Source organism: Falsiroseomonas oleicola (genome assembly GCF_019029495.1).
GTDB classification, from domain to species: domain Bacteria; phylum Pseudomonadota; class Alphaproteobacteria; order Acetobacterales; family Acetobacteraceae; genus Falsiroseomonas; species Falsiroseomonas oleicola.
Genome location: NZ_JAERQM010000005.1, coordinates 438,854 through 465,724 on the forward strand (window position 1 = coordinate 438,854; position 26,871 = coordinate 465,724).

Consider the following 26,871-nt stretch of genomic DNA (forward strand, 5'->3'; position numbering starts at 1 on the left):
TTGTCATCCCCGCTCGGTTCTTCCCCGCATCGGGCGGGGTTGCACTGTGCCGCAGGCTTGGCTATTGCAGCGCCTCGCTGGATGGGCGCGTAGCTCAGCGGTAGAGCATCGCCTTGACACGGCGGGGGTCACAGGTTCAATCCCTGTCGCGCCCACCATCCAGCGCTCTCCCCCCTCGGTTGCTTTATGGCTGCGACTTCTTCGGAAGTGCGGGGTTTTGCCGGTTCCGCCGGGCTTGCCGGCGGCCCTCCGCGGCGGCAGTTTCGCGCCGGAACCGTCGGAGACAACGCCATGACCCGCAAGACCCATCGAATCGCCGTGCTGCCCGGCGATGGCATCGGCAAGGAAACCGTGCCGGAAGGCCTGCGGGTGCTGGATGCGGCGGCGCGGCGCTTCGGCTTCGACCTTGAGCTCAGCCATTTCGACTGGTCCTGCGAGACCTATGCCCAGACCGGCAAGATGATGCCGGAGGATGGCCTGGACCAGCTGGCGAAGTCGGACAGCGTCTTCCTCGGCGCCGTGGGCTGGCCCGGCGTGCCGGACCATATCTCCCTCTGGGGCCTGCTGATCCCCATCCGCCGTGGCTTCGACCAGTATATCAGCCTGCGCCCCTGCAAGCTGATGCCCGGCGCCCGCACCCCGCTGGCCGACCGCACCCCCGCCGATATCGACTTCTACGTGGTGCGCGAGAACACCGAGGGCGAGTATTCCTCCACCGGCGGCAAGATGTTCCCGGGCACGGAGCGTGAATTCGTTACCCAGGACAGCGTCTTCACCCGAGTCGGCGTCGACCGCGTGCTGAAATACGCCTTCGAGCTGGCGATGACCCGCCCGCGCCGGAAGCTGACCAGCGCCACCAAGTCCAACGGCATCACCTTCACCATGCCCTACTGGGACGAGCGATTCGCCGAGATGGCGAAGAACTACCCGGGCGTGACGACGGACCAGTTCCACATCGACATCCTCTGCGCCCATTTCGTGCAGCATCCGGACTGGTTCGACGTGGTGGTCGGCTCCAACCTGTTCGGCGACATCCTGTCCGACCTCGGCCCGGCCGTGGCGGGGTCCATCGGCATCGCGCCCTCGGCCAATATCAATCCGGAGAAGAAATTCCCGAGCATGTTCGAACCGGTGCATGGCAGCGCGCCGGACATCGCCGGCAAGTGGATCTGCAACCCGATCGGCCAGATCTGGTCCGGCGCCATGATGCTGGAACACCTGGGCGAGAAGGCGGCGGCGGATTGCATCGTCAAGGCGATCGAGACGCTGCTGGCCGAAGGTGGCCCACGCACCCGTGACATGGGTGGCAATGCGGGCACCGTGGATGTGGGCAAGGCGCTGGCCGAGGCGGTTTCCCAGGGCTGAAATCCTGCCCCCCGAAGGCGCGGGGGGCGGCTGATCGAAGCCGCCCCGCCGAATGATGCAGCGCGTCACTTGAATTCCAGGCGCGGCGCGTCGTATAACTTGCATATCAGTTGCGACTTATTCGCAACTGCATCGCATCTTGCATCGCATCCCCGCCGAGCGGGAAGACGGGAGTGCCCATGGGCCGCGAATTCAGCCACATCGGTCGCCGCTGCGAACGCGCCGTCGTCACCGCCTATCGCGAGTTGCGCGATGGCGGCAACGCCGACCTGGCCGCCTTCACCGCCTGCACCACGCTTTACCGCATCCACCACCCCGAATCCTCGGTCACCGAGGCCCGGCGCCTGGTGGCGGAATGGATCGACCATCACGTCGTGCAGGGCATGACCACAGAGGCGCCCGGCTGCGATTGCGACTGACCTCAATTGCGAATGATTCGCAATTGAGGTAGGCGCCCGGGCCGAACTGGCCAGGCAAGGCGGATCAGGCCCTCATCCCGCGGCCTGCACCGCAGTCAGGGTTCGCTCCGCCAGGGCGGGCAGCTTCGCCGCCGCGGCGGCCGCCGCCTCCCAATCGCGCTCCCGCGCTGCCAGCTCCACCACTGCCAGCAGATCCGCCAGCGGCCGCGCGCCGGCCATGCGCGCGGCGCCTTTCAGCCGGTGCGCCGCAGCCGCCGCGCCGGGCAGATCCCGCGCCGCCAGCATGGTCGCCACCGCTTCCACATCGCGCCGGACCCCTTCCCGGAAGCTGGCGAGCAAGCCGGCCAGGCGCTTCGGGTCGGCGCCGAACAGGCTGCGCAGGGCCTCGGGGTCGAACAGCGGCGCGATCTCCGCCGGCGGCGGTCCCGGCGCCGCCCCTGCCGCGCCTGCCTGTGCCGGCAGGAAGCGCGCCAGGGTGCGTGCCAGAAGGTCGAGCGCCAGCGGCTTGGCCAGGAAGGCATCCATGCCCGCCGCATAGCAGCGCTCATCCTCGCCTTTCAGCGCATTCGCCGTCACCGCGATCAGGATGGCGCGGCCGAGCGAAGGGTCGGCCGCCTCGTCCCGCCGGATCGCGCGCGCCAGGTCCAGCCCGTCCATCACCGGCATATGCAGGTCGACCAGCGCCAGCCGGTGCCGTTGGGCGCGCCAGCGCGCCAGGCCCTGCGCGCCGTCCTCCGCCATGTCCGCCTGGCAGCCCAGCAGTTCAAGCTGCCGGGCCAGAACCTCCCGGTTCACCGGATGGTCGTCCACCACCAGCAGGCGGGGGATGTCGGTGCTGGCCGTGGCGGGCAAGGCGGGCAGGGGCTCGGCGATGGCTTCCCAGTCCTCCGCCTGCACCAGGCCGAGGCGGAGCGTGACGGCGAATCGGCTACCGCGCCCGGCGGTGCTCTCCACCGAGACGTCGCCGCCCATCAACTGCGCCAGCCGCCGCACGATCGACAGGCCAAGCCCGGTGCCGCCGAAGCGCCGCGTGGTGGAGGTATCGGCCTGGGCGAAGGGTTGGAACAGTTTTTCCAGTTGCTCCGGGGTCATGCCGACGCCGCTGTCTTCGACCATCAGGGAGACGATCACCGCATCCCCGGACCGGCTTGCGGAAGCGCGCAGGCGGACGAAGCCGACATCGGTGAACTTGATGGCATTGCCGACAAGGTTGAACAGGATCTGCCGCACCCGCACCGGGTCGCCGGAGACCATGTCCGGCGATTGCGGCGTCTCCGGCCCGATCGGGTCGGCAAACAGCAGCAGGCCGCGACGCTTGGCCTCCACCGTCAGCGTGTCGACGGCACCTTCCACCAGCCCGCGCAGGGAGAAGGGCAGGGTTTCCAGTTCCATCCGCCCGGCCTCGATCTTCGAGAAATCCAGCAGGTCATCGATGATCCGCAGCAGCGAGCCGGCGCTTTCGCGGATCACCGCGATGCAGCGGTCCTGCGCCGGGCCGGGCGGCGTGCGTTCCAGCACTTCCAGCATGCCGAGCACCCCGTTCATCGGCGTGCGGATCTCGTGGCTCATCGCGGCGAGGAAGGCGGATTTGGCGCGGTTGGCCCCTTCCGCCGCATCCCGTGCGGCGGCCAGGGCGCCTTCCACCCGCTTGCGCTCGGTCACGTCCATATAGGTCCGCACCGCGCCGCCATCCTCCATGGTGCGGGCATGCACCTCGATCACGGTGCCGTCGCGGCGGGCGCGCTCGTAGCGCTCCTCGTTCAGCGCCTCGCCGGCAATGGCGCGGCGCGCCTCCTCGATGCGGTGCTGCGACCCGTCATAGTCGCCGCGCGCATGCTGGAAGGCGACAAGCTCGCCGAAGGGCACGCCGGGCTGCGCCAGATGCGGTGGCAGTGCGAGGATCTCGGCGGCGCGGCGGTTCATCACCCGGACCCGGCGATCGGGGTCCACCATGACCAGGCCCTGGCTCATATGCTCGATGGTCGCGCCCAGCGCGGCATTGATGGCGCGCGCCTCGTCCCGCGCCGCGGCCAGCGCCTGCTCCTGCCGCTTGCGCTCGGTCACGTCGGTCAGGGTGCGGACGGAGCGGCCATCCGGCAGGCGGACCGATTCCACCTCCAGCACCGAACCGTCGCGGCGGCGGCGCACGAAATGGCCGGTCGGCAGCGGCGCGCCGGCGATCACGGCCTGGGCCCGCTCGGTGCCTTCCGGGCTGTCCTCATACTCGCCGCTGCCGAGTTGCCAGGCGGTGATGTGTTCCAGCGGTGTGCCTTCCCGCGCCAGCTCCATCGGCAGGCGCAGCAATTCGATGGCGCGGCGGTTGATGATCTGCACCTTCCGCTCCGGCGAGAACATCACCAGGCCCTGGCTCATATTCTCGATGGTCGCGGACAGCGCGGCTTCGGCGCCGCGCGCCATGTCCCGCGCCTGGCGCAGCTCCGCCTCCCGCGCCTGGAGGCGGGAGACGTTGCGGTAGGTGGAGAGCACGCTGCCATCGGGCAGCCGCTGGCGCGTGATCTCGACCCAGGCGCCGGAGGGGGCGCGGCGGATGTCGCTTTCGCCGACCGGGTGCAGGATGGCCCGCACCCGGCCTTCCACCGCCGCTTCCAGCGCCGCGCCCTCGGCCGGTGGCGGGCCGTAGTCGCCGCGGCGGTGCATCATGCGCAAAATCTCGCGCCCATCGGCGCCCGGCACGGTCAGGTCGCAGGGGATGCCGTAGAAGCCGGCGAGCTGGCGGTTCAACAGCCGCACATGCAGGTCCGGGCTCCACAGCACCAGCCCGTCATTCATGGTGTCCAGCACCAGCTCATGCGTGGCGCGGGCGGCCTGAAGCTCCTCCTCCCGCGTCTTCAGTACGGAGATGTCGCGGTAGATCACCAATGTGCCGCCATCGGGCGTCGCGACGGAGGAAGCCTCGATCCATTCGCCCCGCGCGCCGCGAATCAGCTGCGGCTCGCCGCCAGGTTCGCGGGCCAGGGCCAGCCGGTGCTCGACCAGCGCCTCGAAGGCCGCCGGGTCCTCGGGCGGCGGGCCGAAATCGCCGCGTCGCAGACGGTAGCGCATGGCGTCCACCGCCGAGGCGCCGGGCGTGCCGAGTTCGGCCGGCATGTCGAACATGCGGATGGCGGCGCGGTTGCCGAGGCGGAAGGTCAGGTCGCCATTCATCAGCACGACGCCATCCGTCATGCTGTCCAGGATGAGCTGGTGCATGGCGCGCGCCGCAGCCAACTCCTCCTCCCGCTGCTTCAGGCTGGTGATGTCGCGATACATCAGCACCGCGCCGCCGCCCTCCACGGGCACGGTCTTCACCTCCAGCCACAGGCCTGAGGGGGTCTGGCGGATATAGGAGATGCCGCCGGGCCGGCTCAGCAGCGCGGCACGCTGCGCGACGCGGGCCTCCAGCTCCGCCTCATCGGCAGGAGGCGGGCCGAATTCGCCGCGCTGGTCCTGGTAGCGCATGACGTCGAGGACGTTGACGCCCTTATAGGCCAGGTGATTCGGGAATTCGCCGACCCGCAGGGTCTCCCGATTCCAGAACTGCAGGCGCATCTCGGCGTCCCACATCACCACGCCGTCGGTGATGTGGTCGAAGACCGTCTGAAGCACGCCCTGGGTGGCCGAAAGCTCCGCCTCGCGCCGCTTCAGGTCTGTAATATCGGTTGCAGTCAGCACAAAGCCGTGATTCAGCCGCCGGACCACGATGCGGAACCATTGCCCGCGCGGGGTCTGCCAGTCCAGATTGCGCGCCAGGTCGAAGCCCAGCGGCAGCCAGGTGGCGGCATCCTCCGGTTCCGGGATATCGGGGTTCAGCGCGGCGCCGGCACGGCCGATGGCGGCGAGCATCGCTTCCAGGTGCCGGGGCGGTTCCTCGCTTTCGCCGAAATCGGGCAGCAATTGCGCCAGGCTGGGATTGGCCGAGGCCAGGCGGCCCTGCGCATCGAACAGCGCGAAGGGTCCGGCGAGATGGGCCAGCGCCTCCGCCTGCAGGGCGGCAAGCTCAGCCGCCGGCGACCCGCCGGCGGAACGCTCTAGATGTAGCATCCCGTCCTTATGCCCGAATCCGGGTCGGCTTGTGTTTCGCCGCCCATCGCGGTTTGTTTCACCTGTTTCGTGCCAAGGCGACCTTTGACGGGACTCGCTGGGCTTTGTAACGGAGTGCTTCGAAACGCGAGCAGGCCGAGGAACGATCGCGCATGGCGGGTGGCACGACCAATCTCCTTGTCGTCGAGGATGACCCGTTCCAGCGGGAGACCATCTGCGCCTACCTCTCCGGCCAGGGCTTCGTGGTGGAGGGGGTGGCCGATGGGCGCGCCTGCCGGGCGGCGGTGGCGGCGGGGATGCCGGATGCCGCCTTGCTCGATGTCGGCCTGCCGGGCGGGGAGGATGGCTTTGCGCTGGCGCGCTGGCTGCGCGGCCAATCCTCGCTGCTTGGCATCATCATGCTGACGGCGGCGGGCGACCTGGTGGATCGCGTGGTCGGGCTGGAATCCGGCGCCGACGACTACATCACCAAGCCCTTCGAGCCGCGCGAACTGCTGGCCCGCATCCGCGCCGTGATGCGCCGCGCCGGGGCGGAAAGCGCCGCCCAGGCCGCGCAGAAGCCGGAGGCACTGCCGCCCGGCAAGACCCGCATCGGCGGCGCCGTGCTGGACCTGCGCCGCGGCCTGCTGCTGACCGCCGAAGGCCGGGAGGATACGCTGACCGAGGGCGAGTTCACCCTGCTCAAGCTGTTCGTCGAGAACCCCAACCGCGCCTTGCACCGCGACTGGCTGCTGGAGCGCACCTCCGGCGACGAGGAGCCCGAGGCCTTCGACCGCGCCATCGACCTGCGCATCATGCGGCTGCGCCGCAAGGTCGAGCGCAACCCGACCCGGCCGATGGCCATCCGCACGGTGCGGGGCGTGGGCTACCTGTTCGATCCGGAAGCGGTGTAGCGCGTGATGACCGCAGGCGCGCAGGCACAGAAGGTCCGGGCCACGCTCTGCTAGACGCCAAACCAGGCCGGGATCTCATCCATGCTGCCGAACAGGATGTCCGGCGCGGCGGCGGCCAGCGCGGTGGGCAGGGCGTAGCCCCAGGCCACCGCCCCCGCGATCAGCCCGGCGCTGCGGGCCGCCGCGATGTCGCGCAGCTCGTCGCCGATCGCGATGGCCCCGGCCGGTTTCGTGCCGGTGCGCCGCAGCACCTGGCGGAAGCGACCCGCCTTGCCGAACAGGCTGGCATCGCAGGCCCAATGGGCGATCAGCGCCGCCGCCTCAGGCCCCAAGGCGCGGCGGGCATTGACCTCGGAGTTTGAGGAGACCAGCGCCAGCGTCACCCCCGCCGCATGCAGCCGGGCCAGCATGGCCGTGGCGCCCGGGAACAGCGGCGGCGGCGGCGCGGCGCTGGCCAGGCCCTTGATATGGGCCGCGATGCGCGGAAGCTTCCACAGCGGCACGCCGAGCACCCGCAGGATGCTGCGCGCATCCCGGTCGCGCAGCGCCTCCGCCTCGGCCTCCGTCACGCGGTGGAAGCCGAAATGGCGCGCGGCCTGGTCCAGCGCTTCGAACATCACCGCGCGACTGTCGGCGAGCGTGCCGTCCAGGTCGAACAGGACCAGGCGGGGGCGGGCCTGGCCGCCCAACGCGGCTGCGACTGCCCCAGCTTCGATCCGCCCGTCCACCCGCGATGCGCACCCTGATGTGATTGCCGACCGGGGTTCCATGCCCATTCCCTCGGCCCCCCGCAATAGCGGGGTTGGGGGAGGGGCGGATCACGATCCGGCGGGGTGCGGCCTATTCGGCCGGCACCGCCACCGGCGCCGGGGCGGGGCGCCGGGCCATGGCGCGGGCCACCACATAGAAGACCGGCGTGAACAGCAGGCCGAACAGGGTCACGCCCAGCATGCCGTAGAACACCGCGACGCCCAGGCTCTGGCGCATCTCCGCCCCGGCCCCGGTCGCCACCGTCAGCGGCAGCACGCCGAGGATGAAGGCGAGCGAGGTCATCAGGATCGGTCGCAGCCGGGTCTGCGCCGCCGCCGCCGCGGCTTCCCAGCGCGTGGCGCCGGCGATTTCCGCCGCGCGGGCAAATTCCACGATCAGGATCGCGTTCTTCGCCGCGAGGCCCACCAGCACCACCAGCCCCACCTGCACCAGCACGTTGTTGTCGAGGCCGGCGAAGCCCACGCCGATCAGCGCCGCCAGCACCGACATCGGCGCGATCAGCACCACCGCCAGCGGCAGCAGCCAGCTTTCATACATCGCCGCCAGCACCAGGAAGACGAAGACCACCGCCATGGCGAAGGCGATCGGCGCGGTATTGCCGACGATCTTTTCCTGCAGGGCGAGCTCGGTCCATTCGTAGCTGAAGCCCTCCGGCAGGTTGCGCAGCACCTCCTCCATCGCCGCGATGGCCTGGCCGGTGGAAACGCCCGGCAGCGCCGCGCCCTGCACCTCCGCCGCCGGATACAGATTGTAGCGCGGCATGCGATAGGGGCCGGAGGTTTCGTGGAAGGTGGCGATGGAGCCCAGCGGCACCATCTGGCCGCTGTCGCTGCGGGTGCGGATGCGCGCCAGATCCTCCACATCCATCCGGTGCGCCATGTCCGCCTGCGCCGTCACCCGCCAGGTGCGTCCCAGCAGGTTGAAGTCGTTGACGAAGGCCGAGCCCATATAGATGCCCAGCGCCTCATGCACGCGGGAGATCGGCACGCCCAGCATCTCCGCCCGCGTGCGGTCGATATCGGCGCGGATCTGCGGGGTGGAGGTGTTGAACAGGCTGAAGGCGAAGGCGATGCCGGGCGCGCCATTGGCCTGGCCCAGCACCTGCCACACGGCCCGTTCCAGCGCCTGCGGGCCGAGGCCGGCGCGGTCCTGGATCATCAGCTTGAAGCCGCCGCCTGTGCCGATGCCCGGGACGGGCGGTGGCGGAATCACCAGCACCTGCGCATCCATGTCGCCCATCACCCGGGCCTGGAGATCGGCCAGGATGCCGTTGCCGGTCAGCCCCAGCGCGGCGCGTTCCTCGAAGGACTTCATGGTGGCGAAGACCACGCCGGTATTGGGCGCATTGGTGAAGGTGGCGCCATCAAAACCCACGAAGGCGACGGCATCGGCGACACCGGGGGTGGCCAGGATGGTATCCGAGGCCCGGCGCACCACCGCATCCGAGCGGCTAATGCTGGCGCCGGGGGGAAGCTGGAAGGCGGCGATGACGTAGCCGCGGTCCATCTGCGGGATCAGGCCGGTCGGCGTGCTCAGCACCGTGCTGCCGGTCCAGGCCAGCAGGCCGCCATAGATCAGCATCAGGATCACCGGCAGCCGCACCAGACGGCGGGTGAGCGACCCGTAGCCGAAGGACATCCGGTCGAAGACCCAGTTGAAGCCACGGAAGAACAGGCCGATCGGCTTGAACAGCCCGCCACGCTTCGGCGCATGGTCATGCGGCTTCAGCAGCCGTGCCGCGAGCGCCGGCGACAGGGTCAGGGAAACGATGGCGGAGATGATGGTCGCCACAGAGATCGTCGCCGCGAACTGCCGGTAGAAGTCGCCGGAGATGCCGGTGATGAAGGCGGTCGGCACGAAGACCGCGACCAGCACCAGGGCGATGGCGATCAGCGCGAAGCCGACCTCGTCCATCGTCTTGCGCGCGGCCTCCAGCGGCGGAAGGCCGTCGGCCATGTGACGCTCGGCGTTCTCCACCACCACGATGGCGTCATCGACGACGATGCCGATCGCCAGGATCAGGCCGAACATCGTCAGCGTGTTCAGCGTGAAGCCCATGATGAGCAGCGCGCCGAAGGTGCCGATGATGGAAACCGGGATGGCCAGCAGCGGGATCAGCGCGGCGCGCCAGTTCTGCAGGAACAGGATGACGACCAGCACCACCAGCACGATCGCCTCGGCGAAGGTCACCAGCACCGCCTTCATGCTCTGCGCGATGAAGCCGGTGGTGTCGTAGACGATGCTGTAGCTGATGCCGGTGGGGAAGCTGCGGGCGGCTTCCTCCATGGTGGCGCGGATCGCATCCGCGGTCGCCAGGGCGTTGCTGCCGGGGCGCTGGAAGACGCCGATGGCGATGGCGTTCTGGTTGTTCAGCAGGGCGTTCATGGAATAGTCGGCGGCGCCGATCTCGGTCCGCGCCACGTCGCGCAGGCGGATCGGCGCGCCACCGGTGCCGGTGCCGACCACCTGCTCATCGAACTGCTCGGGCGAGGTCAGGCGGCCCAGCGCCTGCACGCTGATCTCGAAGGCGCCGGCCTCCGCCGCGCGGGGCGCCTGGCCGATGGCGCCGGCCGCGACCTGCGCATTGGCCCGGCGCAGCGCCTCTACCACCTCGCCCGGCGCCAGGCCGCGCGCGGCGAGGCGATCCGGGTCGAGCCAGACGCGCATCGCGTAGTCACGCGCGCCGAACATCTGCGCATCGCCGACGCCATCGAGGCGCGCCAGTCGGTCCTTGATGGTCAGCGTGGCGTAGTTGGAGACGTAGTCCGGGCTGCGGCTGCCATCAGGCGAGGTGAGGTGCACGACCATCAGCAGGTCGGGCGAGGCCTTCCGCACTGTGATGCCGAGGCGGCGGACCTCCTCCGGCAATCGCGGCTCGGCGACGGCGACGCGGTTCTGCACCAGCACCTGGGCCTGGTCGATATTGGTGCCCTGGCGGAAGACCACGCTGATCGCGACCCGGCCATCGCCGGTGGATTGCGAGGAGAGGTACAGCATGCCGTCGACGCCGTTGATCTCCTGTTCCATTGGCCCGGCGACGGTCTGCGCGACGGTCTCGGCGGAGGCGCCGGGATAGCTCGCGGTGACCTGCACCGTGGGCGGGGCGATCTCGGGATATTCGGCGATCGGCAGGCGGAGCGCCGCGATGGCGCCGACCAGCGTGATGGCGATGGACAGGACCGCGGCGAAGACCGGGCGGTCGATGAAGAAGCGGGCGAGGCGCACAGCTCGGATTCCTCAGGCGCGATCCGGCCGGCGGGGTTCACCCGGGGGTCGAAGGCGTCGCAAGATCGGGGGCGGGACCGGCCCCCGGCGGTTCAGGTGTGGCAAGCCGAAGGCGTGCCTTCGCGGCACGAACCCATCGGGGCCGTCGGTATCATTGTGCTGAGGCGAGGGGGCTCGGGCCGATGCGGCCTTGTTCGGCGGTCACATGGGTCCCGGGGCGGGCCCGATGCAGGCCGCCGATGATCACCCGGTCCTCCGGACCCAGCCCGCTGCGGACCACGCGCAGCCCATCGACCAGCGGGCCGAGCTGCACCGGGCGCGGCGCCACGGTGCCCTCGGCCGTCACGGTCAGCACCATGCGGCCCGACTGGTCCGCCAGCACCGCCGCATCCGGCACCATCAGCGCCTGGCTGTCGCCGGCGAACAGCCGCAGCCGGGCGAAGCCGCCGGGGGTCAGCAGCAGGTGCGGGTTGGCGACCACGGCGCGGCCGCGAATGGTGCCGCTGCGCGCATCGAAGCCGCTATCGACGAAGTCGAGCTGGCCCTCATGCGTGAAGCTGGTCTCGTCCAGCAGGCGGAGCTGCACCGGCGTGCCGGTCTGCCGCCCATCCGGCCGCATGCCGCCCATGGCGGCGCGGGCATAGCGCAGATACTGCGCCTCGCTGGCGTCGAAGGTGACATAGACGGGGTCGAGCGTGACCAGCGTGGTCAGCAAGGTCTCGCCCTGCTGCACCAGATTGCCGGCATCGACGCGGCGGTCGCTGACGCGGCCGGGGCGCGGGGCGCGGATTTCGGTGAATTCCAGATCCAGCTCCGCCTGGCGCAGCGCCGCGCGGGTGGCGGCGAGGCCGGCCTGGGCCTCGCGCAGGGAGGCGCGGCGCGTGTCCAGCTCCGATTCCGGGGCGATGCGCTGGGCGGCGAGGGGCGCGTAGCGCTGCAATTGCTGCTGGGCGAGGGTCAGCCGCGCCTCGGTGCGGGCCAGCTCCGCCTGGGCGGTGTCGACGGCGATCCGGAAGGGGCGCTGGTCGAGGGTGAACAGCAGGTCGCCGGCGCGCACCGTGGCGCCATCGCGGAAATGCACCTGTGCCACCTGGCCCGAGACGCGCGGTCGCAACTCCACCCGGGCGGAGGCCTCGATGCGGGCCGTGTGCTCGTCCCATTGCGCGACGGGGCGGGCGAGGGGGGTGGCGACGGTGACGGAGGGGGCCGGGGACGGGGCCTGGGCCAGGGCGGGCTGCACCAAAGCGGTGCTGGCCATCAGGGCCAGGCCGGCGGCGGAGGGACGAAGGGTGCGGGCGAGCCACGAAAACCAGGGGTTTTCGGCGACATTCTGGCCCTGCGCCGCGGCGGAGGACTTGCGCGGATGGGGTGACATGGCCAATCTCCAGGGCCGGATGATACCGACCGGTTCGTCACATAGTGTATGTGACCGGTCAGTAACATCAAGGGGCGATTTTGCGCCGCAGCATGAATGACCGCCGCGGCGGGAGAGAGGACACCAGCATGGGCGATGTCACCGTCCCCCAACCTGGGGGCTTAAAACCCAAGGCCGCGGAGCGCATCCAGAGCGCCGCCAAGGACCTGTTCTACCGCCAGGGCATCCGCGCCACCGGCATCGAGGAGGTGTGCCGCGCCGCGGACGCCACCAAGATGAGCCTGTATCGCAGCTTCCCCAGCAAGGACGCGCTGGTGGCCGCCGTGCTGTCGGAGGATGCGGCGACCTACGACGCCTGGTTCGCGGAGGTCACGGCGGGGGCGGAGACGCCGGCGGCCAAGCTGCGCGCGATGGTGGAGGCGGGTGCCGCCAAGGTGGCGCTGGGTGCCGAGCGCGGCTGTCCCATGCTGCTGGCCCAGGCCGAATTTCCGGACCCCGAACACCCGACGCATCGCCTGGTGGCGCAGTGCAAGGCGCGGATGCGCGCGGCCATGGTGGAATTGGCCCGCGCGGCGGGGGCCGAGCCGCCGGAGTTGCTGGCCGATACCCTGGCCCTGCTGTTCGATGGCGCCTGGGCTTCGATGCCCTATCTGGGATCGGAACGTGCGGCGCTGGTGCTGCGCCAGGGTGCGACCGCCATCCTGGACGCGGCGTTGCCACCTGCGTGAGGGGCATGCCGAACCGAAGTGCGCAGGAGAAGATTGAAGGGGAGAGGATGGCTCCGGCGGTTGGATTCGAACCACAGGATCGGCTGAGATCAGGTTTGGTCAAAACATCCAGGAAATACAGAGGTTTCCGGTCTATTTTTCCGACGTCATGGATCATGTCGTATCTGGTTGCATCAGGGCAGCCCACAAATCTATAAGGGGCCAGATTGTGGGCCGGCTGTTCGGCTGCACCACCGGAGGCGTCCATGCCGCGCATCGTTCACCACGCCCTGACGGACGCTGCTGTGAAGGCGCTGGTGAAGAAGGGAGATCCGGGACGTCACGCCGACGGCGCTGGCCTCTACCTGCATGTCACCGGACAAGGCAAAGCCAAGTGGGCGCTGCGCTACATGGTAGCCGGCAAGTCCCGTGAACTGGGGCTCGGACCTGTCATAAGGGGCAGCGGCAAGACCGCGGTTGGAGTCTCCTTGGCTGAGGCGCGGATCGCGTCGAAAGCCGCTCGCGTCAAGCTTGATGCAGGGGGTGATCCGGTTGAGGAGCGTCGGGCGGCCGAGGCCGCGCGGCGTGCCGACGACACCCGGCGGCGCGCCGCCGCTCTCACGGGCAGCCCTGGACGCAGCTTCAACTCTGCCTTCGAAGCTTGGTTCGAAGCGCATGGGCCGGCCATGCGCACCGAGCGTCAGCGCAAGCTGACCAAGGCACTCATCGTCAATCACGTCACTCCTGCCATTGGGCATGTGCCCGTGGCGGAGGTAGCCACCGCGGACATGCTCCGAGTGCTGCAGCCGATCTGGCGCAAGAAGCCGGAAACCGCGCTGCGCGTCCGGATCCGCTGCGAAGCTGTGTTGGCCTGGGCGAAGGCCAGCGGGTGGCGACAGGGCGAGAATCCGGCCATCTGGAAGGACAATTTGGCACCACTGCTGGGCCGTCAGGGCGAGGTAGCCCGGGTCCGCCACCACCGCGCCCTGCATTGGCGCGACGTGCCAGCGTTCATGGCCCGTCTGGCGAACGAGGAGAGTGTGAGCGCGATGGCGCTGCGCTGGGTGATACTGACAGCGGCACGCACATCCGAAGCCATCGGCGCGACCTGGGACGAGATCGACCTGAAGGCGCCAGGCGGCCCTATTTGGACGGTGCTGGCGTCACGCATGAAGATGGGCGCTGAGCATCGTGTTCCGCTTTCCACAGCTGCACTGGCGGTGCTGGAGGCAGCTAGGCCGCTGCGGACCGCCGGCGAGGACGAGCCCGCTCTCCTGTTCCCAGGCCGTGCCGGGTCGCGTGGGGGGGCAGTTGCGGGTGGGCGCGCCGATGCCGTTCAGGGCGGACTAAGCAACATGGCCTTGCTGCTGCTTCTTCGACGCATGGGCGTGGCCGGTTACTGCACCGTGCACGGCTTCCGCAGCAGCTTCCGGGACTGGACGGCCGAGTGCACCGCCACACCGGAAGCAGTTGCGGAGGCCGCGCTTGCGCACGCGGTGGGCAACCAGGTGCAGCGTGCCTACCAGCGGGGTGACCTGTTGGAGAAGCGCCGCGTGCTGATGGCGACCTGGGCGAGCTTCCTCGCGACTCCGCCAGCCACTGTGAGTCACCTGAAAGACGCGCGCGAGCGGCCGGTGCCGGACAGCCTGCGGCGAGCGGCCACGGCACCATGAGTCTGGGAAGCGGCTGGTAGGCGCTGGTGGCGGCAAACGCGCCGCAGAAGCCGAGGGGCGGCTCTGATTCGGCCGAGGCAAGGCGTGGTGGCGCTGTGGGACAACGACAGGCCGCCTACGTCTACGATCGGAAGGCGGCGGCGCTAAACGGATGTGCCAAGCTCCTGAGGAGTCTAGCACCGGACGGATCGCTCGCTGACCTTGCTGACGGATTTGAAGATATCGCTCGGGCCGAGCAGGTGGGCGAGTGGAGGGCGGCAATCGCACGTCTACTGGGCCGGGCGTTCGCACTGCGACCAGCGGCCAGTTCGGCGACCCGTATCATCACCAGTCGGGCTCTTTTCGAGATTGCCCACGGGTTTGAACCTGAGCGCCGGACTGAGCAGGCGCAGAACGTGGATCGCTTCGCCGACGATCTCCGCCAGCGCGGAGAGCACGACCTCAACCGTATCCTTCGTGCCACGGCAACCGCTTGCTCTGAAGCTGAATGGAACGCGGGAGTGTTGCTTTTCGTGCGGAGCACTATCGCAGCGTGCATCGACGGGCGAGGCGGCGACGTTGATGAAGCCAAGGCGGCCCTGGATCGCGCTGTCTTGACCATCGCCGATTTCCATTCACCCCCGCGCCGCAGGCGGCATGATCCTACGGCGCGCCATGATGCGGCGATCTTGGGGATTGAGCGTCCAGCGTCGATCACTGAAGCCTCCAGGATATTGGCGTCATGGGACGCTTCTGGAGGCGCAGCGGAACACGGTTCGCCGCCGTCGGAAAATGCGATGAGGAAAAGAGTTTTGCGAGCGGAGCGACTTTTGGCCGCTCCAATCCCTCGTCGTGGCCTAAAGGCCTAGGCCCTTTAGACCATTTGCGGCCAACTCGTCCGCGCTGCGATGAATGCCCCGTCAGGCCCGCTCAAGGGGCCGCACGGAGATGCAATTGCTATGCGCGATGAAGAAAAGTCCCCAGCTGATGCGCGCTTAAAGCGTGCGGCGCGCCCTATCCCGGACGGCGCGATTACCGGCACCCTCGCGGATGCTGCGGCGACGGTTGGGATCTCGATTCCGACCCTTCGCCGGCGTGCGAAGGAAGGTCGGCTGAAATTGGTCCGGTGCGGTGGTCGCACTCTGGTCGATGCTGCGAGCCTGCGCGCGATGGTGAGCGTCCTTTAGACGGCTCGCGACCGGGAGCGACCAATGCCCCAGGATCATATAACCGCCCGGCGGGGCTTCGTGAAAATGCCGCGAGGCGCTTTCGAATCGGCTGCGTTTCCCAGCCCTCGCCGCGAGTGCTTTTGTTCGCGAGCGGCGTACATTTGGCTGCTCGAGAATGCCCGCTGGCGGCCGGGCATCGCGGTTGCAGCCGGGTGCTCGATCCCCCTCGCGCCTGGCCAAGCATCGTTCTCTCTTCGTTTCATGGCCACAGCCTGGGGTTGGAAGGAGCCGCGCGTCAGGAGGCTTCTCGCACGACTTGAGGAGCACGGCTTGATCATCGCTTCGAGCGACGGTCCACAGACAGTCATAACCATCAGAAATTACACCACTTTGGGCGAAGAGAGCGGATCGACCGACGCAGGCAAAGACGCGCGAACGACGCGGAGGCGACGCGGCATCGACGCGAATAAGAAGCTGGGGAAGCAAGGGGAAAGCACAGAGACTCCTGCTTCCTCTAGCGAGGAATCAGCGGCCGCAGAGCCTCAGACGCGCCCCGTCGAAGTGCCTCCAGCACCCCGCCAGCGCCCAAGCCGCGCTCGCCAACCAGCGTTGATGCTGCCCATTCCTGGCGGGAACGCCGCGGCTGCCGAGACGCCACAGGCATCGCCGGATCAGCAGTTGCGCGCAGACGCATGGGCCGAAATGCGGGCGATCCTCGGCCGGTTGAAGCCAGGCATGTCCCGAGACCGAATGGGCGAGCTGGTCGGGAAATGGGTGCGGGACATCGGCGGGAATCCGGTGTCGTTGTCGCACATCCTGCGCGACGCCGAGCGCGCCGCTGCCGACGCCCGCATCGCCGGAGATCCCGTCGCGTGGATCGCGGCCGCTGTCAGAAATCGATCCCAATCCCCTGCTGGAGTTGCTGGAAATGGACCATCTGCCGTCATCGCTGGCGACCGACGCAACGTCGGCGCTCCCGATACCGATGCCATCGGGATCGCCATCCTTGCCGCCGTCCCCGGCTTGGCTGGCGAGCTGGAGACCGACCGATACCCTGCCGAGCTCCGCGCGGGCGGAAGCAGAAGCGGCTGTTGAGCGGTGGCGGCCGCTATGTGCCGCCGGGCCCGCCAAGGCGCATGCAGTGGCGATCGGCCAGCTGATGGCGTGGGCGGAAACCTTTGGTCTTGTTGCGCTTCCTGCGGATGGGGCGAAGCGCCAAGCCGCCTACGCAGCGATTGCATCCGGCTACCATGAGGCCATTTCCGACCTGCCCGGCGATCTGGCGCTGAAGGCCGTGGGGCACGTCAAGCGCTCGCACCGATTCCGCAACCTGCCGCTGCCGGCGGACATTCGCGCAGCGGTGGCCAATGACCTGGCGCTGCGGATGCTGACGTTGAAGCGGTTGGAATCCGCGCTGCGCTTTGGCCGTTTCGCCCCCCCGCCGCTGCGGCCGGAGGACCTAATCCGACCGGGCCAGATGGCCGCGCTTGGCCGCGGCATCCTGTCGTCCGCGATTGCGAGTATGCCCGGCGCGGAGACCGCGGAGGATGGCGAGCCGCCGGCCGTGTCCGAGCGGCGCCGCCTGGCGCTGGACGCCGAGCGCGCCGCATGAACCCGACGGCGGATCAGGATACCGCGCGAGTAGCGCTTCGCCGAGCCGTTGAAGCCGCTGTCGATTTGGCGGCGATGGAGTGCGGGCCCAGCGGCGTTGACCAGGCGTGCATCCATCGCGCATTCCGCCACCGCGGCGCGTCGCGGGCGACGGTTTATCGCTGGATGGCTGGCGCCCTGAGGCGCCACAGCCGTCAACTCGGCCAGACGTTGGTCGAGGTAACGCCGGCGCCGCCAACGCAGCCATGCGCCATGACGGCGTCGCCGGACGCGCTGAAGGCAGTCGCCGCTGCTCTCGAGGCGGCTGCCGCCGCAGTGGCGGCCGCGCAAGGCCTCATCACGGCGATGGCCGAAGGCAAGCCTGTGCAGGCCGACGCTGCTGGGGCGGCCGAACATGCGTTAGCGCGGCTGGTCGAAGCTCCCGGCGCCCTGTGTCTGCGTGACGCTGCAAAGGCGTTGCGGGTCGGGCCTGGTTTCCTGGTCGAGGAGATGCGGCGCCGGGGCTGGCTTTTTTCGTCCGCTGACGGTCGGCGTCTGGTCGGTTATCAGGAGCGCGTTGAAGCAGGCGAGATTTTGCATCGCCCCGTCGAGCTCCCCGGCGGGCGCGTCGAAGTCCAAGCCCTCTTGACGTCCAAAGGCCTCAAGCGGCTGGCGCTGGCTTTGGAAGCTTCGACCGCTCGGCAGCGGCACTCGCGGTGATCGCGAGCGGCTGCATCGCCGCAGCCGCTCGCTCCACAAGCGACCATTCCGAAGAGACGCCGTCCCCGCCAGCTGACCATCGAGCGATTTCCAGTGCCAGTCGCAGCGCCTCTAGGGGGCGAAGGTCGCCGTCGGCGATTGCCTTGCGCTCGATTTCGGCCATGCGCAGTGCCACGGTGGCGAGGCGTTCTTCCATTCGGATCGCGGTGCGCCGATCCGCCGCCTGTTGCGCCGCAATCATCCGGTCGAATTCGTCGCGGGCCCTGGACCACGCGGAGAGGTAACGCCCCATGCCTGACTCCTCAAACTTCTCCTATACGCAGAATTGCGGATAATAATTCAGAAGTCCAATATTAAATATCTTGGAATAATACCATGGATACACAAGGTATTTACGATGAGATATCAATAATATAAATGATTTTAATAGAAAGAGGGCGGGATTTTTCCCAGATTTCTTATCGGTTGCGTCGGTCTCGGGCACCCTGGGAGCGGAGCCGGCAAGCTTCGCTCGTGGCGTTCTCGACGGCCTGAAAGACGCTGGCGGTCGCCTTTGCTGGGTCGTGACGGCCTTTTGACGCATAGGCAGCGACTGGAGCATCCCCGTGCCCGACACTGATTTCCAAGAACTGCTGGCGGACCTCGATGCCGTTCAGCGGCGCCGCGAGGCCACGCCAGTCGCGTCGCCGCGATTCGCGAAGGCCATGGCGCCCGCCCGTGCGAGGCCCGCACTGAACCTGGTCGCCATGACGGATGCCAGTGCGGCCTTGGCGCGTCGGAACGGCGACCTCGCCCGGGATGTCGCTTCGACCCGCGTCAGATTCGTCTTGACGAAGGCCTTGGCGGCGAATGCGGAAGGCCGGTTGACGGCCACACAGGTCGCGCGCCTCGAAGCCGCGGGCCACCGCATCATGGCGGCGCTCAGCCGATGACCTTCGCCTTGATTCCCGCCGCTCGGGCGGCGCTGCGGGAGGCTCTGGCGGCAGGGGAGCCGACGAGCGCGATCCGGGCCGAGATTGCCAGGCTGGAGGCTGAGGCCTTGGCCGCGGCACGGACGCGCGTCGCCACGATGACCCCGAGGAGCGATGCTGCCGGTGATGCAGCGCTTGATGAAATACGCACGAATGCGGATTCCATCGCTGCCGAGGTAGCGGCGCGGATCGCCGATCGATTCGCCGCGCTGGTCGTTCCTGACGCCCGGCGACTGCCTTCGAAGGACGCGGGGCGATGACCGTCCGTATTTCGACCGGCAGCAACTCCCGCTCTCCCGCCTGCGCCGTCGATCGCGTCTGTGACACGATCCGAACGGCCGCACGGGAGTCGAAGGCCATAGCGGGCATCGACCTGTCTCACTCGCAGGTCGCGAGGATCGCCGATGAGCTTCGCGGTCTCCAGGACAACGTTCAGCGGCTGGTGGGCGAAGTACGAGGTCATTCCACCGCCGCAGCGCGGGCCGTCTTTGATGGCGCGGAGCCGCCAACCCGCACTGACCCGCCTCAGTCCTACGGAGTCGGCTGATGGCCGTTCGGGTTTACCGGCCGAAGATTTCGGTGACGCTTATCAAGACGGTGCAGCGGTCAGGCAGCGGCGTCGCGGAGCGCTTCAGCGGCGCGGCGCGGCAGATCGACTTGACCCCGTTCCTGTCCGACGGCGGCGCGGTGAAGGTCATCAAAGGCATCGCCGAGCCGGCCGGGGCGTTTGCCATCGCCTTCTCTGACCGGCTCGACCAGGCGACGCGCGACACGCTCTCTTCCCGCATCGAGGCGATGGATTTGCTGGAAATTCGCGGGGCGCGGCAACCGCATCTCTATGCTGGGCAGCCGCTGCCGCTGCTGATGCGCGGGTTCGTGTCTTCGGTCCGGCGCGTCGAATCCATGCAGCCGGATGGCACGCCGCAGCGGTCCGTTGTGATCCAGGGACATGACGCCGGAAAGCTCTGGCAGATCCAGCGGTTCTTCTTCGAATCGATTTATGCCAATGCCGACGCGCAGTATCTCAATACCTTCCGCCTCCAAACGGCGGTCGGGATTGAGGCCGCGTGGTTGCCCGTCAGCGAGATGATGCGCCAGCTGACGGAGCGGGTCATCAACGCGAAGGTCCGGCAGATGTCTGGCTATGCCGACCGGATCATCCCGCTGTTCAAGGCCGATCGCCTGACGGTGCCGGAGGGGCTGGTCAGCGCCAACCTCATCGCCCCTTTCCAGGGCGCCTTCTGGGGGCTGGTAGAGCTGGTCGCGGATCGCCCGTGGAATGAAGCCTTCATCGAAGATGCCGAAGACGGTCCATCCCTCGTCTTCCGTCCGACACCCTACAAGGACCTGGCCGGCCGCCTCATCATGGCCGGCGCCACAGATCCCGGCACGATCGACGTCACGGCGGATGATTTGGTCTCGCTCGATGTCGGCCGCAGCGATGCGCGGGTGGCGAATTTTTTCATGACTCCGGCGGGCACCAGTCTTCTGGACGCGAATGCACTGCTGGGGGTCGCCGAGATCGCCAGCGGCTCCCCCTTCGACAGCAACCACCCGAACAACCGGCCGGAGCTCTACGGCCTGCGGAAGATGGAGGCAGAGTCCCGGCTTCTACCGGATGCCGCCGGGATCCTGCCGTCTCAGGTGCAGGGGGAGCGGCGCGACGCCGTCGGGCGCGAGATGCTCGCTTGGCACATCGCCCGTGCCCGCGATCTCCGGCTGATGAATAGGGACAATGCTATTTTCGAGGACGGCAGCGCCACCCTGAAGGGCGGCGAGCATCTGAGGCCCGGCCGCTACCTCCGCATCACGCGGGGCCAGCAGGTGTCCGAATTCTACATGCCTAGGGTCGTGCACAGCATCATCCCCCTTGGCGCTTGGACCACCACCGCCGTGCTGGAGCGCGGGACGGGCTTCATCACCCGCGTGGCATCCGAGGGCAGTCCTTACATCCGCGAAGGCTTCAAAGGACCCTACGACGCATGACGCTCCGCCTCGCCAACGTGGTGGCCGTGCATCCCGACCGCGGCACCGTGGAACTGGTCTATCTGGACAACGGCGCGCGGGTCGGAGAGGCGCATGTCGCCTCCGGCGTCGTCGGGTCCGATGCCGGCGTCTGGGCAGTGCCCAGCGTGCTGCGGCCCGCATCCGAACGGCTGGCCGGCACGACACAGGGCAACGGCCGCCGGCTGGTCGCGGTGGTGGCGGAGATCAGCACCGGCCGGTCATCCTCGGATTCCTGCTGCCGCTTGGCAGCCAGATGACCTTCCAGGAACAGGACCGGGCGATGTATCGCCACCCGTCCGGCGCGGTGGTGACGGTGACGCCTGATGGAGGCATCGAGGCCCGGCACCCCTCCGGCGCCTATATCCGGATCGGCGACGGCGCGCCGGCGGCGCTGGGCAGCGTGGCGGCGAACGGGTGGACACCGCCGTCCGGAGGATCGGCCGAGGTCAGCCTTGCCACCAGCAGCGTGACGCTGCTGGTGAAGCCTGGCGGCGAGGTCGAGCTGACATGCACCACGCTGAAGGTCATGGGCGACATCACCGCCACCGGCGACATCACCGCCGGCGCCGTCACCTTGCAGAACCACCAGCATTCCGATGTCGAGCCCGGCGGCGGCAACAGCGGGCCGCCGGTGCCCTAAGTCGTCGCATCGCGCTGTGTCGCGGAGCCGTCGCTCCCTTCCCATTTTGAGAGAGGCCTCATTCCAATGTTCGACACCGCCCTCATCACCGCCGCCGCGCAACGCGTTGCGACCACGGAAGCAGTAGCATCGGCGGCTGCCGCCCGCCGCGTGGAGACCGCCCAGGCGGCGGACCGTCTGCGCCACCGCCTCAGCGCGCTCACCGTCGAGCGTGCTGCCATCGTCACGCGCCGTGCCGGAGGGGAGCGCCTGCCCGATGATGGCGCCACCCTGGCACTCATCGAGGCGGACCGCGACGGGTTGCGTGATATGCTGGCGGAGGCAGAAGCTGCGTCCACTGAGGCAAAGCAGCGCGCGGAAGCGGCGGACGCGACCGCGTCCGCTGCCCGCGACCAACTCGCCCTCGCGGAAAACGAAGAGATGCTGCGGCGCCTCGTCGCACATGCCACCGAGATGGACCGCGTGCTGCTGGAAACGATGAAGCAGTTGCGCGACCTCGGCGCCAAGCTCGGGATCTCACGGCCGATGTGGGCGCCCTCGATGGATCTGGGCGTGGAGCTGCGCCGCCTCCTGGCGGCGGCGGGGCGGCTGTGAGGAAGTCCGGGGCGGCGAAGCTCCGCGGACCGGTCGCACTCAGCCGCCGGACCCGCGCGCGACTGCTGACCGACCTGCTGCAGCGCGCCGATGCCGGCGACGCCCATGCCGCAGGCATGCTGATCGCGCTCTCCATCATGGCGCAGATCGAATCGGAGCGTGAGGTCAGCGCCTCTCGCGAGGCGGGCACCATCTCCACCACGCTGCAATGAACAAGGCGCCGCCATCGCCGCCCCTGACACCTGACCAGCGCAGATCCCTGCGCGCTGAGATCGAGTCGGCGCTGGTGGCAGAGATGGCGCGGTCGGGACCGGAAAAGCCCTCCCGCGCCTCCGTCGCACGGCTCTTCGAGGGACGGGGCGTGAGCCGGGCAACGATGTTCGTTTGGATGGCGGAAGCTGTCTCCGCCGGCCGCGTTGGGCAGCAGCTCACGCGCCAGGTGCGGGAGGCCGCGGCGACACGTATCGCGACCAGCGGCAGCGTCGCGCAAGCGGCAGCAGCAGCGTTGCCAGCCGCTCCGACGGTCGATGACGTGGTGGGGCATGCCATCCCTGTCATCGAAGAGCTGGCCGCCCTGATTGCCGACACCAGGGCGCTGCGGAGCAGTGCATTGGGGCCGGATGGCAAGCTGCGCAACGGGAAGATGTTCGCGCGCGCGATCGAACAGTCGCGGCGGAACCTGGAAACTGCGGTGAAGCTGCAGCAGGCGATGGTCGAGATCGGGCAGGTCGAGCGCTTCCATCGCGCCGTGGTGGAGGAGATTGCGAAGGAGTCGCCTGAGCTGGCGCAGCGCGTGGTCGCCCGCCTGAATGCCCTGTCGCAAGCCTGGGGAGGCGCCTGAGATGGCAGGCGCCAATCCTCTCGCCAGCCCACCTGCAATGCCGGAGATGGTTCCGTGCCCGCCGCTTCGTGCACGCGTGACCCTCACCGCCTGCGTCAGGATGTGGCGCTCGGCCGAGCACGACGCTCCGCGGTCGCACGAGGCCCGCTGGCATTGCCTGGGCTGCACACTCGGCCCCGACCGGGCAGGCGCTCCGCAGCGGCCATTGCCGTTTGCCACCACCGAGGCGCTGCGCATCACCTGCGCCCGCTGCCAGCGCGTTTCGGCGCGGCTGATCGGCGGGCACCACTGCGTCTCCTGCTACAACAGGGGGCGGGAGGCGGCCCGAGGCCGCAACTGCAAGGGCTCCCCGCCGAGGCAGCTTCTGGCGCGGCTGCATCAGGCGCGCCTGGTCGTGTGCGACGGGGACGGCATCCGCGAGGTGACGAAGGGGCCCGTGGTCGGTGCGGCAGAAGTGGCGATCGCCCTCGCGCGTCATGCCAGCGGCCCGACGTTCTTCGGTAGGCCGCCAGGGGGATTGCAGGATGGATGATGACCCCAACGCCGGTTGGACGCTCACGCCCCATGTCTGCCGGCTTTGCCTGGCGCGCGTGCTGCGGCAGGGCGACAACTTTCGCTGCTCGACATGCAGCGCTGCTGGATGCGGCGACACGGCCTCCGTCTGTGCCTGCGGCATCGGGGTGATGGGGGCTGCGGCGGGGCGCAGTCCTGGTCGGCTTTTCCGCTGCACCGCCAATCCGGCGCCGGGGCCTTCGAACCCAGCCGTATTCGTGGTGGGCTACGGCGCCGGCCCATAGCCCCCACCAGCGCCGCGCTGGCGCGCGGTGGTGGCCCGGAATCGGCCATCGTCGCCCAGCAAAGTCCTTCCATCCGGGCTGCCGAGGGGTATCGTGCGCTGGGGCGCGCTGGTGGGGCGCTGGAAGGCGCGGAGGGGCGCATCTTGGACATGGACGACAGAGCCCGCCAGCAGATCGAAGCGGCCCGCGTCCGGCTCGCCCACCTGCATGTGCTCGACCTGCAGACCGAGCAGGCGGAGCGCCGGATCCTCGCCGCCGCCCAGGAACGTCTGAAGGTCGTGGAAGCGGAGATCAGCCGGCTACGGCCGCGCGTGGACCTCGATGATGCCGGCGACCAGTACCAGGCCATGGTGCTGGAGCGCGGCCAGCTGCACATCGTCATTGCTGAGGCGCAGCAACAACTGAACGGCGCCTGACGCGCGGTGCCCTTCATGCGGCCGCGGCATCGGCTTGGCGCCCTAGTCTAGCCGCCGATGGCGGCGGCAGGGAAGTCACGATGCAAGCCTACCGGCGGCAAGGGCGATGAACGGGCCCTATCGCCGGGCCGGCCGGCGAGTCCGCGAGAGGCGGCCGAAGCCTTGCTTTGGCCATCAAAAGTGATGGTCAGACCATCAACGCTGCTGGTTCCGTAGGCGCCTCGATCAGCATGCCATTTCCCGGCGCCTTCGCGGCCGCTGCGATCGAAAGCCTGCTATCAGCGGTAGCGATGCGATCCAACGCCTTGGCCTTCGGCGCCACCACCGCCAGTTCAGCCTTCTGTCGCTCGACCGTCGCCTGGAGCACGGTCAGAACGCGCACCGCGAGCCCCTTGAAGTCGGACGGTGCCGCGTCAGCGCTACTGGCGCGGGGACGCGACGAATTGCAGCGGTGCAGGATCCAGATAGCTGCGCCAGAACATCCCGGCGCATGAGAGTGGGGCCGGCAGTGATGGGAAGCGGCGCCGGGCAATTGCTGTGGCAACCTCACCAGTCGCGAGGCTCCTGCGGAAGTTTTCCACCACGATATCGGCCAGGACTGTGCTTCTCGGGATATGCGCCGTGCCGATGGTCAGGGCGCGGAGTTCCACAGCCTTGCAGTTGCTGTCCGCACCCTCCACGAAGGGGGGTGCGGCGGCCAGAACGCCAAAGGCGCAAAGCACCACCGCGCCGATCTTCAACCAGGATGGTGGCGAGCCTGGCGACGATTCGGGTGCCAGTGCGGTGATGGCGGCGCGATCTTCGACATCGCCGGTGGCAGCCTGAGCCTCGTTTGGCGGCCCAAAGTGCGGCTCTCGCGGTCGTCGCCTGTCGAAGGGCATCGCAAAGCTCTGTGCGCGGTGGACACCCTCAGTGCGCCCATGAGTTCTAATTGACAACGAAATTCATGGGCCAGAAGCCGCAGGCGTCAGGGGGACTGGCGGCAAAGCCCTGGGGGAGGATTCATGCCCGGCATGGATGCCCCCACCTGGCCGGCAGGCTGCCGGCTCCGGGCTGTGGAAAGCATTGCTCACCGCCTTCTCGCTGCGGCGAAGCTCCGCGTGCTCCTCATCTCCGCCGACTTCGGCGCGCCACGCCGGCTGGGATATAGGTGCTGGCCGGGGTGACGGGCCCTCATTTGGCGCCTGGGCATGACGCTTTGCTGCATGGCCCGGGGCGGCCGCGGAGCCGCCGAGGGCGGGCAGGATGACAACGGGCGGCGCGACACGCTGGGGGCGTGCGAAAGGTTCCGCAACCAAACCCGAATTTTCGGCCGATATGTCAACCGGGCGCGCAAATGCTGGCACTTCCGCAGGCGACCCTGTCGGGTCGGCGGCGGCGGGCGGTGGTGGGATCCGGCGAGGGTGTCGTCGCTGCGCGAAGAGGTCGTCCTGCGGCCAGGAAGGCTGACAATGATGGGCGGCCGCCGATCTCCGCCACCACCGCGGCCAAGCGTCGAGCATGGCCCAGGGTCGTGCCGGTCATGCGTCCGGATGCGACGCGCGGCATGCAGGCCGCTGCCAAAAGCCGGGCTCGGTCCTGACCCGTTCCACGGTGGCGCAGCCCGATGCCCGGACGCACGACTTCGCCGCTCTACACGCTGGGACTGGAACAGGTGTGCCGGGGCGCCCCTGCATGGCTTGGAAAGACCGTATCCCGCTGGACTGGATCTGGACCGGTCACGGGTTCTGGACCGCCGCTGGATTCCCGGAGGCAAACACCTGGTGCGCCGGCTGCTTTACCGGTCCTCCGCCCCGGCGGCGCCTACCGGCGCTTCGCGGCGTTCCAGCTTTTCGGCGGGACATCCCCGCGCCTGCGGGGAACACGGCGTGGCGAAGCGCACCTCCGCCGACAGCATCGGGACATCCCCGCGCCTGCGGGGAACACACCGGCGTCACCTACTGACGACCCGGCGGGGCCGGGACATCCCCGCGCCTGCGGGGAACACGGCGCGCCCACGGCCGCGGCGGTGGCCGTCAGCGGGACATCCCCGCGCCTGCGGGGAACACGACAGGTCCAGCGCCGTGAAGGTCCGCAACATCGGGACATCCCCGCGCCTGCGGGGAACACGTCGAAGAAGAAGTGCTCGGGGATGCCGAACTCGGGACATCCCCGCGCCTGCGGGGAACACCGGATCGCGGCCACCTCGATCAGCGGCAGGTGCGGGACATCCCCGCGCCTGCGGGGAACACGCCGGCCTCGCCGCTATTCCGAATGCAACCGGCGGGACATCCCCGCGCCTGCGGGGAACACGGCAGGGTGAAATGCACCTCCGCGCCCGACGGGACATCCCCGCGCCTGCGGGGAACACCAGACGTTCTGGGGTCCGATCTTCGGCATGATCGGGACATCCCCGCGCCTGCGGGGAACACCTCGGCCCGGCCGAGTGCCTGCATGCGGTGGGCGGGACATCCCCGCGCCTGCGGGGAACACGTCGAGACGGAACCACGGAAGGTCGCTGCGATCGGGACATCCCCGCGCCTGCGGGGAACACGCCGCCATACAGCACATCGAGGTCGACGGATGCGGGACATCCCCGCGCGGTAGTGGGTCAGTTTGATTTCTGACCCTGACTCTTTTCCCATTCCTCCAAAACCACCACCATATCGGCCAGTTCCCAAAGCTTGGCGCTCACGCCG

26 protein-coding genes, 1 tRNA gene and 1 CRISPR repeat array are annotated in these 26,871 nt (G+C 68.9%); of the genes, 19 read left to right on the forward strand and 8 right to left on the reverse strand.

Annotation, left to right across the window (positions count from 1 at the left end; translation table 11 throughout):
- Positions 1-83: 83 nt before the first annotated feature.
- The 3 genes from JJQ90_RS18745 to JJQ90_RS18755 all read left to right on the forward strand — a co-directional run bounded on the left by JJQ90_RS18745 (position 84) and on the right by JJQ90_RS18755 (position 1,784).
- Positions 84-158: transfer RNA gene (locus JJQ90_RS18745), tRNA-Val, on the forward strand.
- A gap of 133 nt (positions 159-291) precedes the next feature.
- Positions 292-1,365, forward strand: coding sequence for a tartrate dehydrogenase (locus JJQ90_RS18750; protein WP_216877763.1), 1,074 nt, complete (start codon positions 292-294; stop codon positions 1,363-1,365).
- Between the two features lie 179 nt (positions 1,366-1,544).
- Positions 1,545-1,784, forward strand: coding sequence for a hypothetical protein (locus JJQ90_RS18755; protein WP_216877764.1), 240 nt, complete (start codon positions 1,545-1,547; stop codon positions 1,782-1,784).
- A 72-nt stretch (positions 1,785-1,856) separates the two neighbouring features.
- Here JJQ90_RS18755 and JJQ90_RS18760 read toward each other — a convergent pair whose 3' ends face one another.
- Positions 1,857-5,825 carry a PAS-domain containing protein gene (locus JJQ90_RS18760; RefSeq protein WP_216877765.1) on the reverse strand — a complete coding sequence of 1,323 codons (3,969 nt, stop codon included), beginning with the start codon at positions 5,823-5,825 and terminating at the stop codon, positions 1,857-1,859.
- Between the two features lie 152 nt (positions 5,826-5,977).
- Here JJQ90_RS18760 and JJQ90_RS18765 point away from each other — a divergent pair, with 152 nt between their 5' ends.
- Positions 5,978-6,718 carry a response regulator gene (locus JJQ90_RS18765; RefSeq protein WP_216877766.1) on the forward strand — a complete coding sequence of 247 codons (741 nt, stop codon included), beginning with the start codon at positions 5,978-5,980 and terminating at the stop codon, positions 6,716-6,718.
- Between the two features lie 50 nt (positions 6,719-6,768).
- Here the strand turns inward: JJQ90_RS18765 and JJQ90_RS18770 are convergent, their stop codons facing one another.
- The 3 genes from JJQ90_RS18770 to JJQ90_RS18780 form a co-directional block, all read right to left on the reverse strand.
- Complete coding sequence (locus JJQ90_RS18770) at positions 6,769-7,407, reverse strand: HAD hydrolase-like protein (protein WP_230410783.1); 639 nt, start codon at positions 7,405-7,407, stop codon at positions 6,769-6,771.
- Between the two features lie 151 nt (positions 7,408-7,558).
- Positions 7,559-10,714: an efflux RND transporter permease subunit gene (locus tag JJQ90_RS18775; protein WP_216877768.1), complete on the reverse strand. Its 3,156-nt coding sequence runs from the start codon at positions 10,712-10,714 to the stop codon at positions 7,559-7,561.
- Positions 10,715-10,865: 151 nt separating this feature from the next.
- The gene (locus JJQ90_RS18780) at positions 10,866-12,089 is read right to left on the reverse strand and encodes an efflux RND transporter periplasmic adaptor subunit (protein ID WP_216877769.1); all 1,224 of its coding nucleotides are present in this window, start codon (positions 12,087-12,089) and stop codon (positions 10,866-10,868) included.
- 128 nt (positions 12,090-12,217) lie between these two features.
- Between JJQ90_RS18780 and JJQ90_RS18785 the strand changes: the two genes are divergently transcribed.
- Positions 12,218-12,817, forward strand: coding sequence for a TetR/AcrR family transcriptional regulator (locus JJQ90_RS18785; RefSeq protein ID WP_216877770.1), 600 nt, complete (start codon positions 12,218-12,220; stop codon positions 12,815-12,817).
- 245 nt (positions 12,818-13,062) lie between these two features.
- Positions 13,063-14,469, forward strand: a complete 1,407-nt coding sequence (locus JJQ90_RS18790) for a tyrosine-type recombinase/integrase (RefSeq protein ID WP_216877771.1) — start codon at positions 13,063-13,065, stop codon at positions 14,467-14,469.
- A 269-nt stretch (positions 14,470-14,738) separates the two neighbouring features.
- Here JJQ90_RS18790 and JJQ90_RS18795 read toward each other — a convergent pair whose 3' ends face one another.
- Positions 14,739-15,083: a hypothetical protein gene (locus JJQ90_RS18795; protein ID WP_216877772.1), complete on the reverse strand. Its 345-nt coding sequence runs from the start codon at positions 15,081-15,083 to the stop codon at positions 14,739-14,741.
- A gap of 864 nt (positions 15,084-15,947) precedes the next feature.
- On the opposite strand from JJQ90_RS18795, the gene JJQ90_RS18800 reads away from it, so the two are divergent.
- The 3 genes from JJQ90_RS18800 to JJQ90_RS18810 are packed head-to-tail and all read left to right on the forward strand — an operon-like array spanning position 15,948 to position 17,927.
- Entirely contained in the window at positions 15,948-16,712 is a 765-nt protein-coding gene (locus tag JJQ90_RS18800; protein WP_216877773.1) for a hypothetical protein, read from the forward strand.
- A 46-nt stretch (positions 16,713-16,758) separates the two neighbouring features.
- On the forward strand, positions 16,759-17,229 hold the full coding sequence (locus tag JJQ90_RS18805; protein ID WP_216877774.1) for a hypothetical protein: 471 nt from the start codon (positions 16,759-16,761) through the stop codon (positions 17,227-17,229).
- Entirely contained in the window at positions 17,226-17,927 is a 702-nt protein-coding gene (locus tag JJQ90_RS18810) for a phage antirepressor KilAC domain-containing protein (RefSeq protein WP_216877775.1), read from the forward strand. The genes JJQ90_RS18805 and JJQ90_RS18810 overlap by 4 nt, the downstream gene beginning before the upstream one ends.
- Here the strand turns inward: JJQ90_RS18810 and JJQ90_RS18815 are convergent.
- Positions 17,869-18,219 (reverse strand): hypothetical protein, encoded by a 351-nt coding sequence (locus tag JJQ90_RS18815; protein ID WP_216877776.1) that lies wholly within the window; start codon positions 18,217-18,219, stop codon positions 17,869-17,871. The genes JJQ90_RS18810 and JJQ90_RS18815 overlap by 59 nt on opposite strands.
- A gap of 313 nt (positions 18,220-18,532) precedes the next feature.
- On the opposite strand from JJQ90_RS18815, the gene JJQ90_RS18820 reads away from it, so the two are divergent.
- From JJQ90_RS18820 to JJQ90_RS18865, 10 genes are all read left to right on the forward strand, one after another.
- Positions 18,533-18,859, forward strand: a complete 327-nt coding sequence (locus JJQ90_RS18820; protein ID WP_216877777.1) for a hypothetical protein — start codon at positions 18,533-18,535, stop codon at positions 18,857-18,859.
- The gene (locus tag JJQ90_RS18825) at positions 18,856-19,158 is read left to right on the forward strand and encodes a hypothetical protein (protein WP_216877778.1); all 303 of its coding nucleotides are present in this window, start codon (positions 18,856-18,858) and stop codon (positions 19,156-19,158) included. Before JJQ90_RS18820 ends, JJQ90_RS18825 begins: the two co-directional genes overlap by 4 nt.
- 286 nt (positions 19,159-19,444) lie before the next feature.
- On the forward strand, positions 19,445-20,884 hold the full coding sequence (locus JJQ90_RS18830) for a hypothetical protein (protein ID WP_216877779.1): 1,440 nt from the start codon (positions 19,445-19,447) through the stop codon (positions 20,882-20,884).
- Positions 20,881-21,162 (forward strand): hypothetical protein, encoded by a 282-nt coding sequence (locus JJQ90_RS18835; RefSeq protein ID WP_216877780.1) that lies wholly within the window; start codon positions 20,881-20,883, stop codon positions 21,160-21,162. The genes JJQ90_RS18830 and JJQ90_RS18835 overlap by 4 nt, the downstream gene beginning before the upstream one ends.
- Entirely contained in the window at positions 21,159-21,545 is a 387-nt protein-coding gene (locus JJQ90_RS18840) for a hypothetical protein (protein ID WP_216877781.1), read from the forward strand. The genes JJQ90_RS18835 and JJQ90_RS18840 overlap by 4 nt, the downstream gene beginning before the upstream one ends.
- Before the next feature lie 66 nt (positions 21,546-21,611).
- A complete protein-coding gene (locus JJQ90_RS18845) occupies positions 21,612-22,139 on the forward strand; it encodes a hypothetical protein (protein WP_216877782.1) in 528 nt (175 codons plus the stop codon).
- On the forward strand, positions 22,136-22,351 hold the full coding sequence (locus JJQ90_RS18850) for a hypothetical protein (protein ID WP_216877783.1): 216 nt from the start codon (positions 22,136-22,138) through the stop codon (positions 22,349-22,351). Before JJQ90_RS18845 ends, JJQ90_RS18850 begins: the two co-directional genes overlap by 4 nt.
- Positions 22,348-22,980 carry a hypothetical protein gene (locus JJQ90_RS18855; protein WP_216877784.1) on the forward strand — a complete coding sequence of 211 codons (633 nt, stop codon included), beginning with the start codon at positions 22,348-22,350 and terminating at the stop codon, positions 22,978-22,980. Before JJQ90_RS18850 ends, JJQ90_RS18855 begins: the two co-directional genes overlap by 4 nt.
- Positions 22,981-23,056: 76 nt before the next feature.
- Positions 23,057-23,512, forward strand: a complete 456-nt coding sequence (locus JJQ90_RS18860; RefSeq protein ID WP_216877785.1) for a hypothetical protein — start codon at positions 23,057-23,059, stop codon at positions 23,510-23,512.
- Between the two features lie 408 nt (positions 23,513-23,920).
- Entirely contained in the window at positions 23,921-24,193 is a 273-nt protein-coding gene (locus JJQ90_RS18865) for a hypothetical protein (RefSeq protein WP_216877786.1), read from the forward strand.
- A gap of 187 nt (positions 24,194-24,380) precedes the next feature.
- Here the strand turns inward: JJQ90_RS18865 and JJQ90_RS18870 are convergent, their stop codons facing one another.
- Both JJQ90_RS18870 and JJQ90_RS18875 read right to left on the reverse strand, forming a co-directional pair.
- On the reverse strand, positions 24,381-24,575 hold the full coding sequence (locus JJQ90_RS18870) for a phage antirepressor KilAC domain-containing protein (RefSeq protein WP_216877787.1): 195 nt from the start codon (positions 24,573-24,575) through the stop codon (positions 24,381-24,383).
- A 37-nt stretch (positions 24,576-24,612) separates the two neighbouring features.
- Complete coding sequence (locus JJQ90_RS18875) at positions 24,613-25,074, reverse strand: hypothetical protein (RefSeq protein WP_216877788.1); 462 nt, start codon at positions 25,072-25,074, stop codon at positions 24,613-24,615.
- A 955-nt stretch (positions 25,075-26,029) separates the two neighbouring features.
- Positions 26,030-26,726: a CRISPR direct-repeat array (repeat unit 29 nt; unit sequence CGGGACATCCCCGCGCCTGCGGGGAACAC).
- The last annotated feature ends 145 nt before the right edge of the window (positions 26,727-26,871 follow it).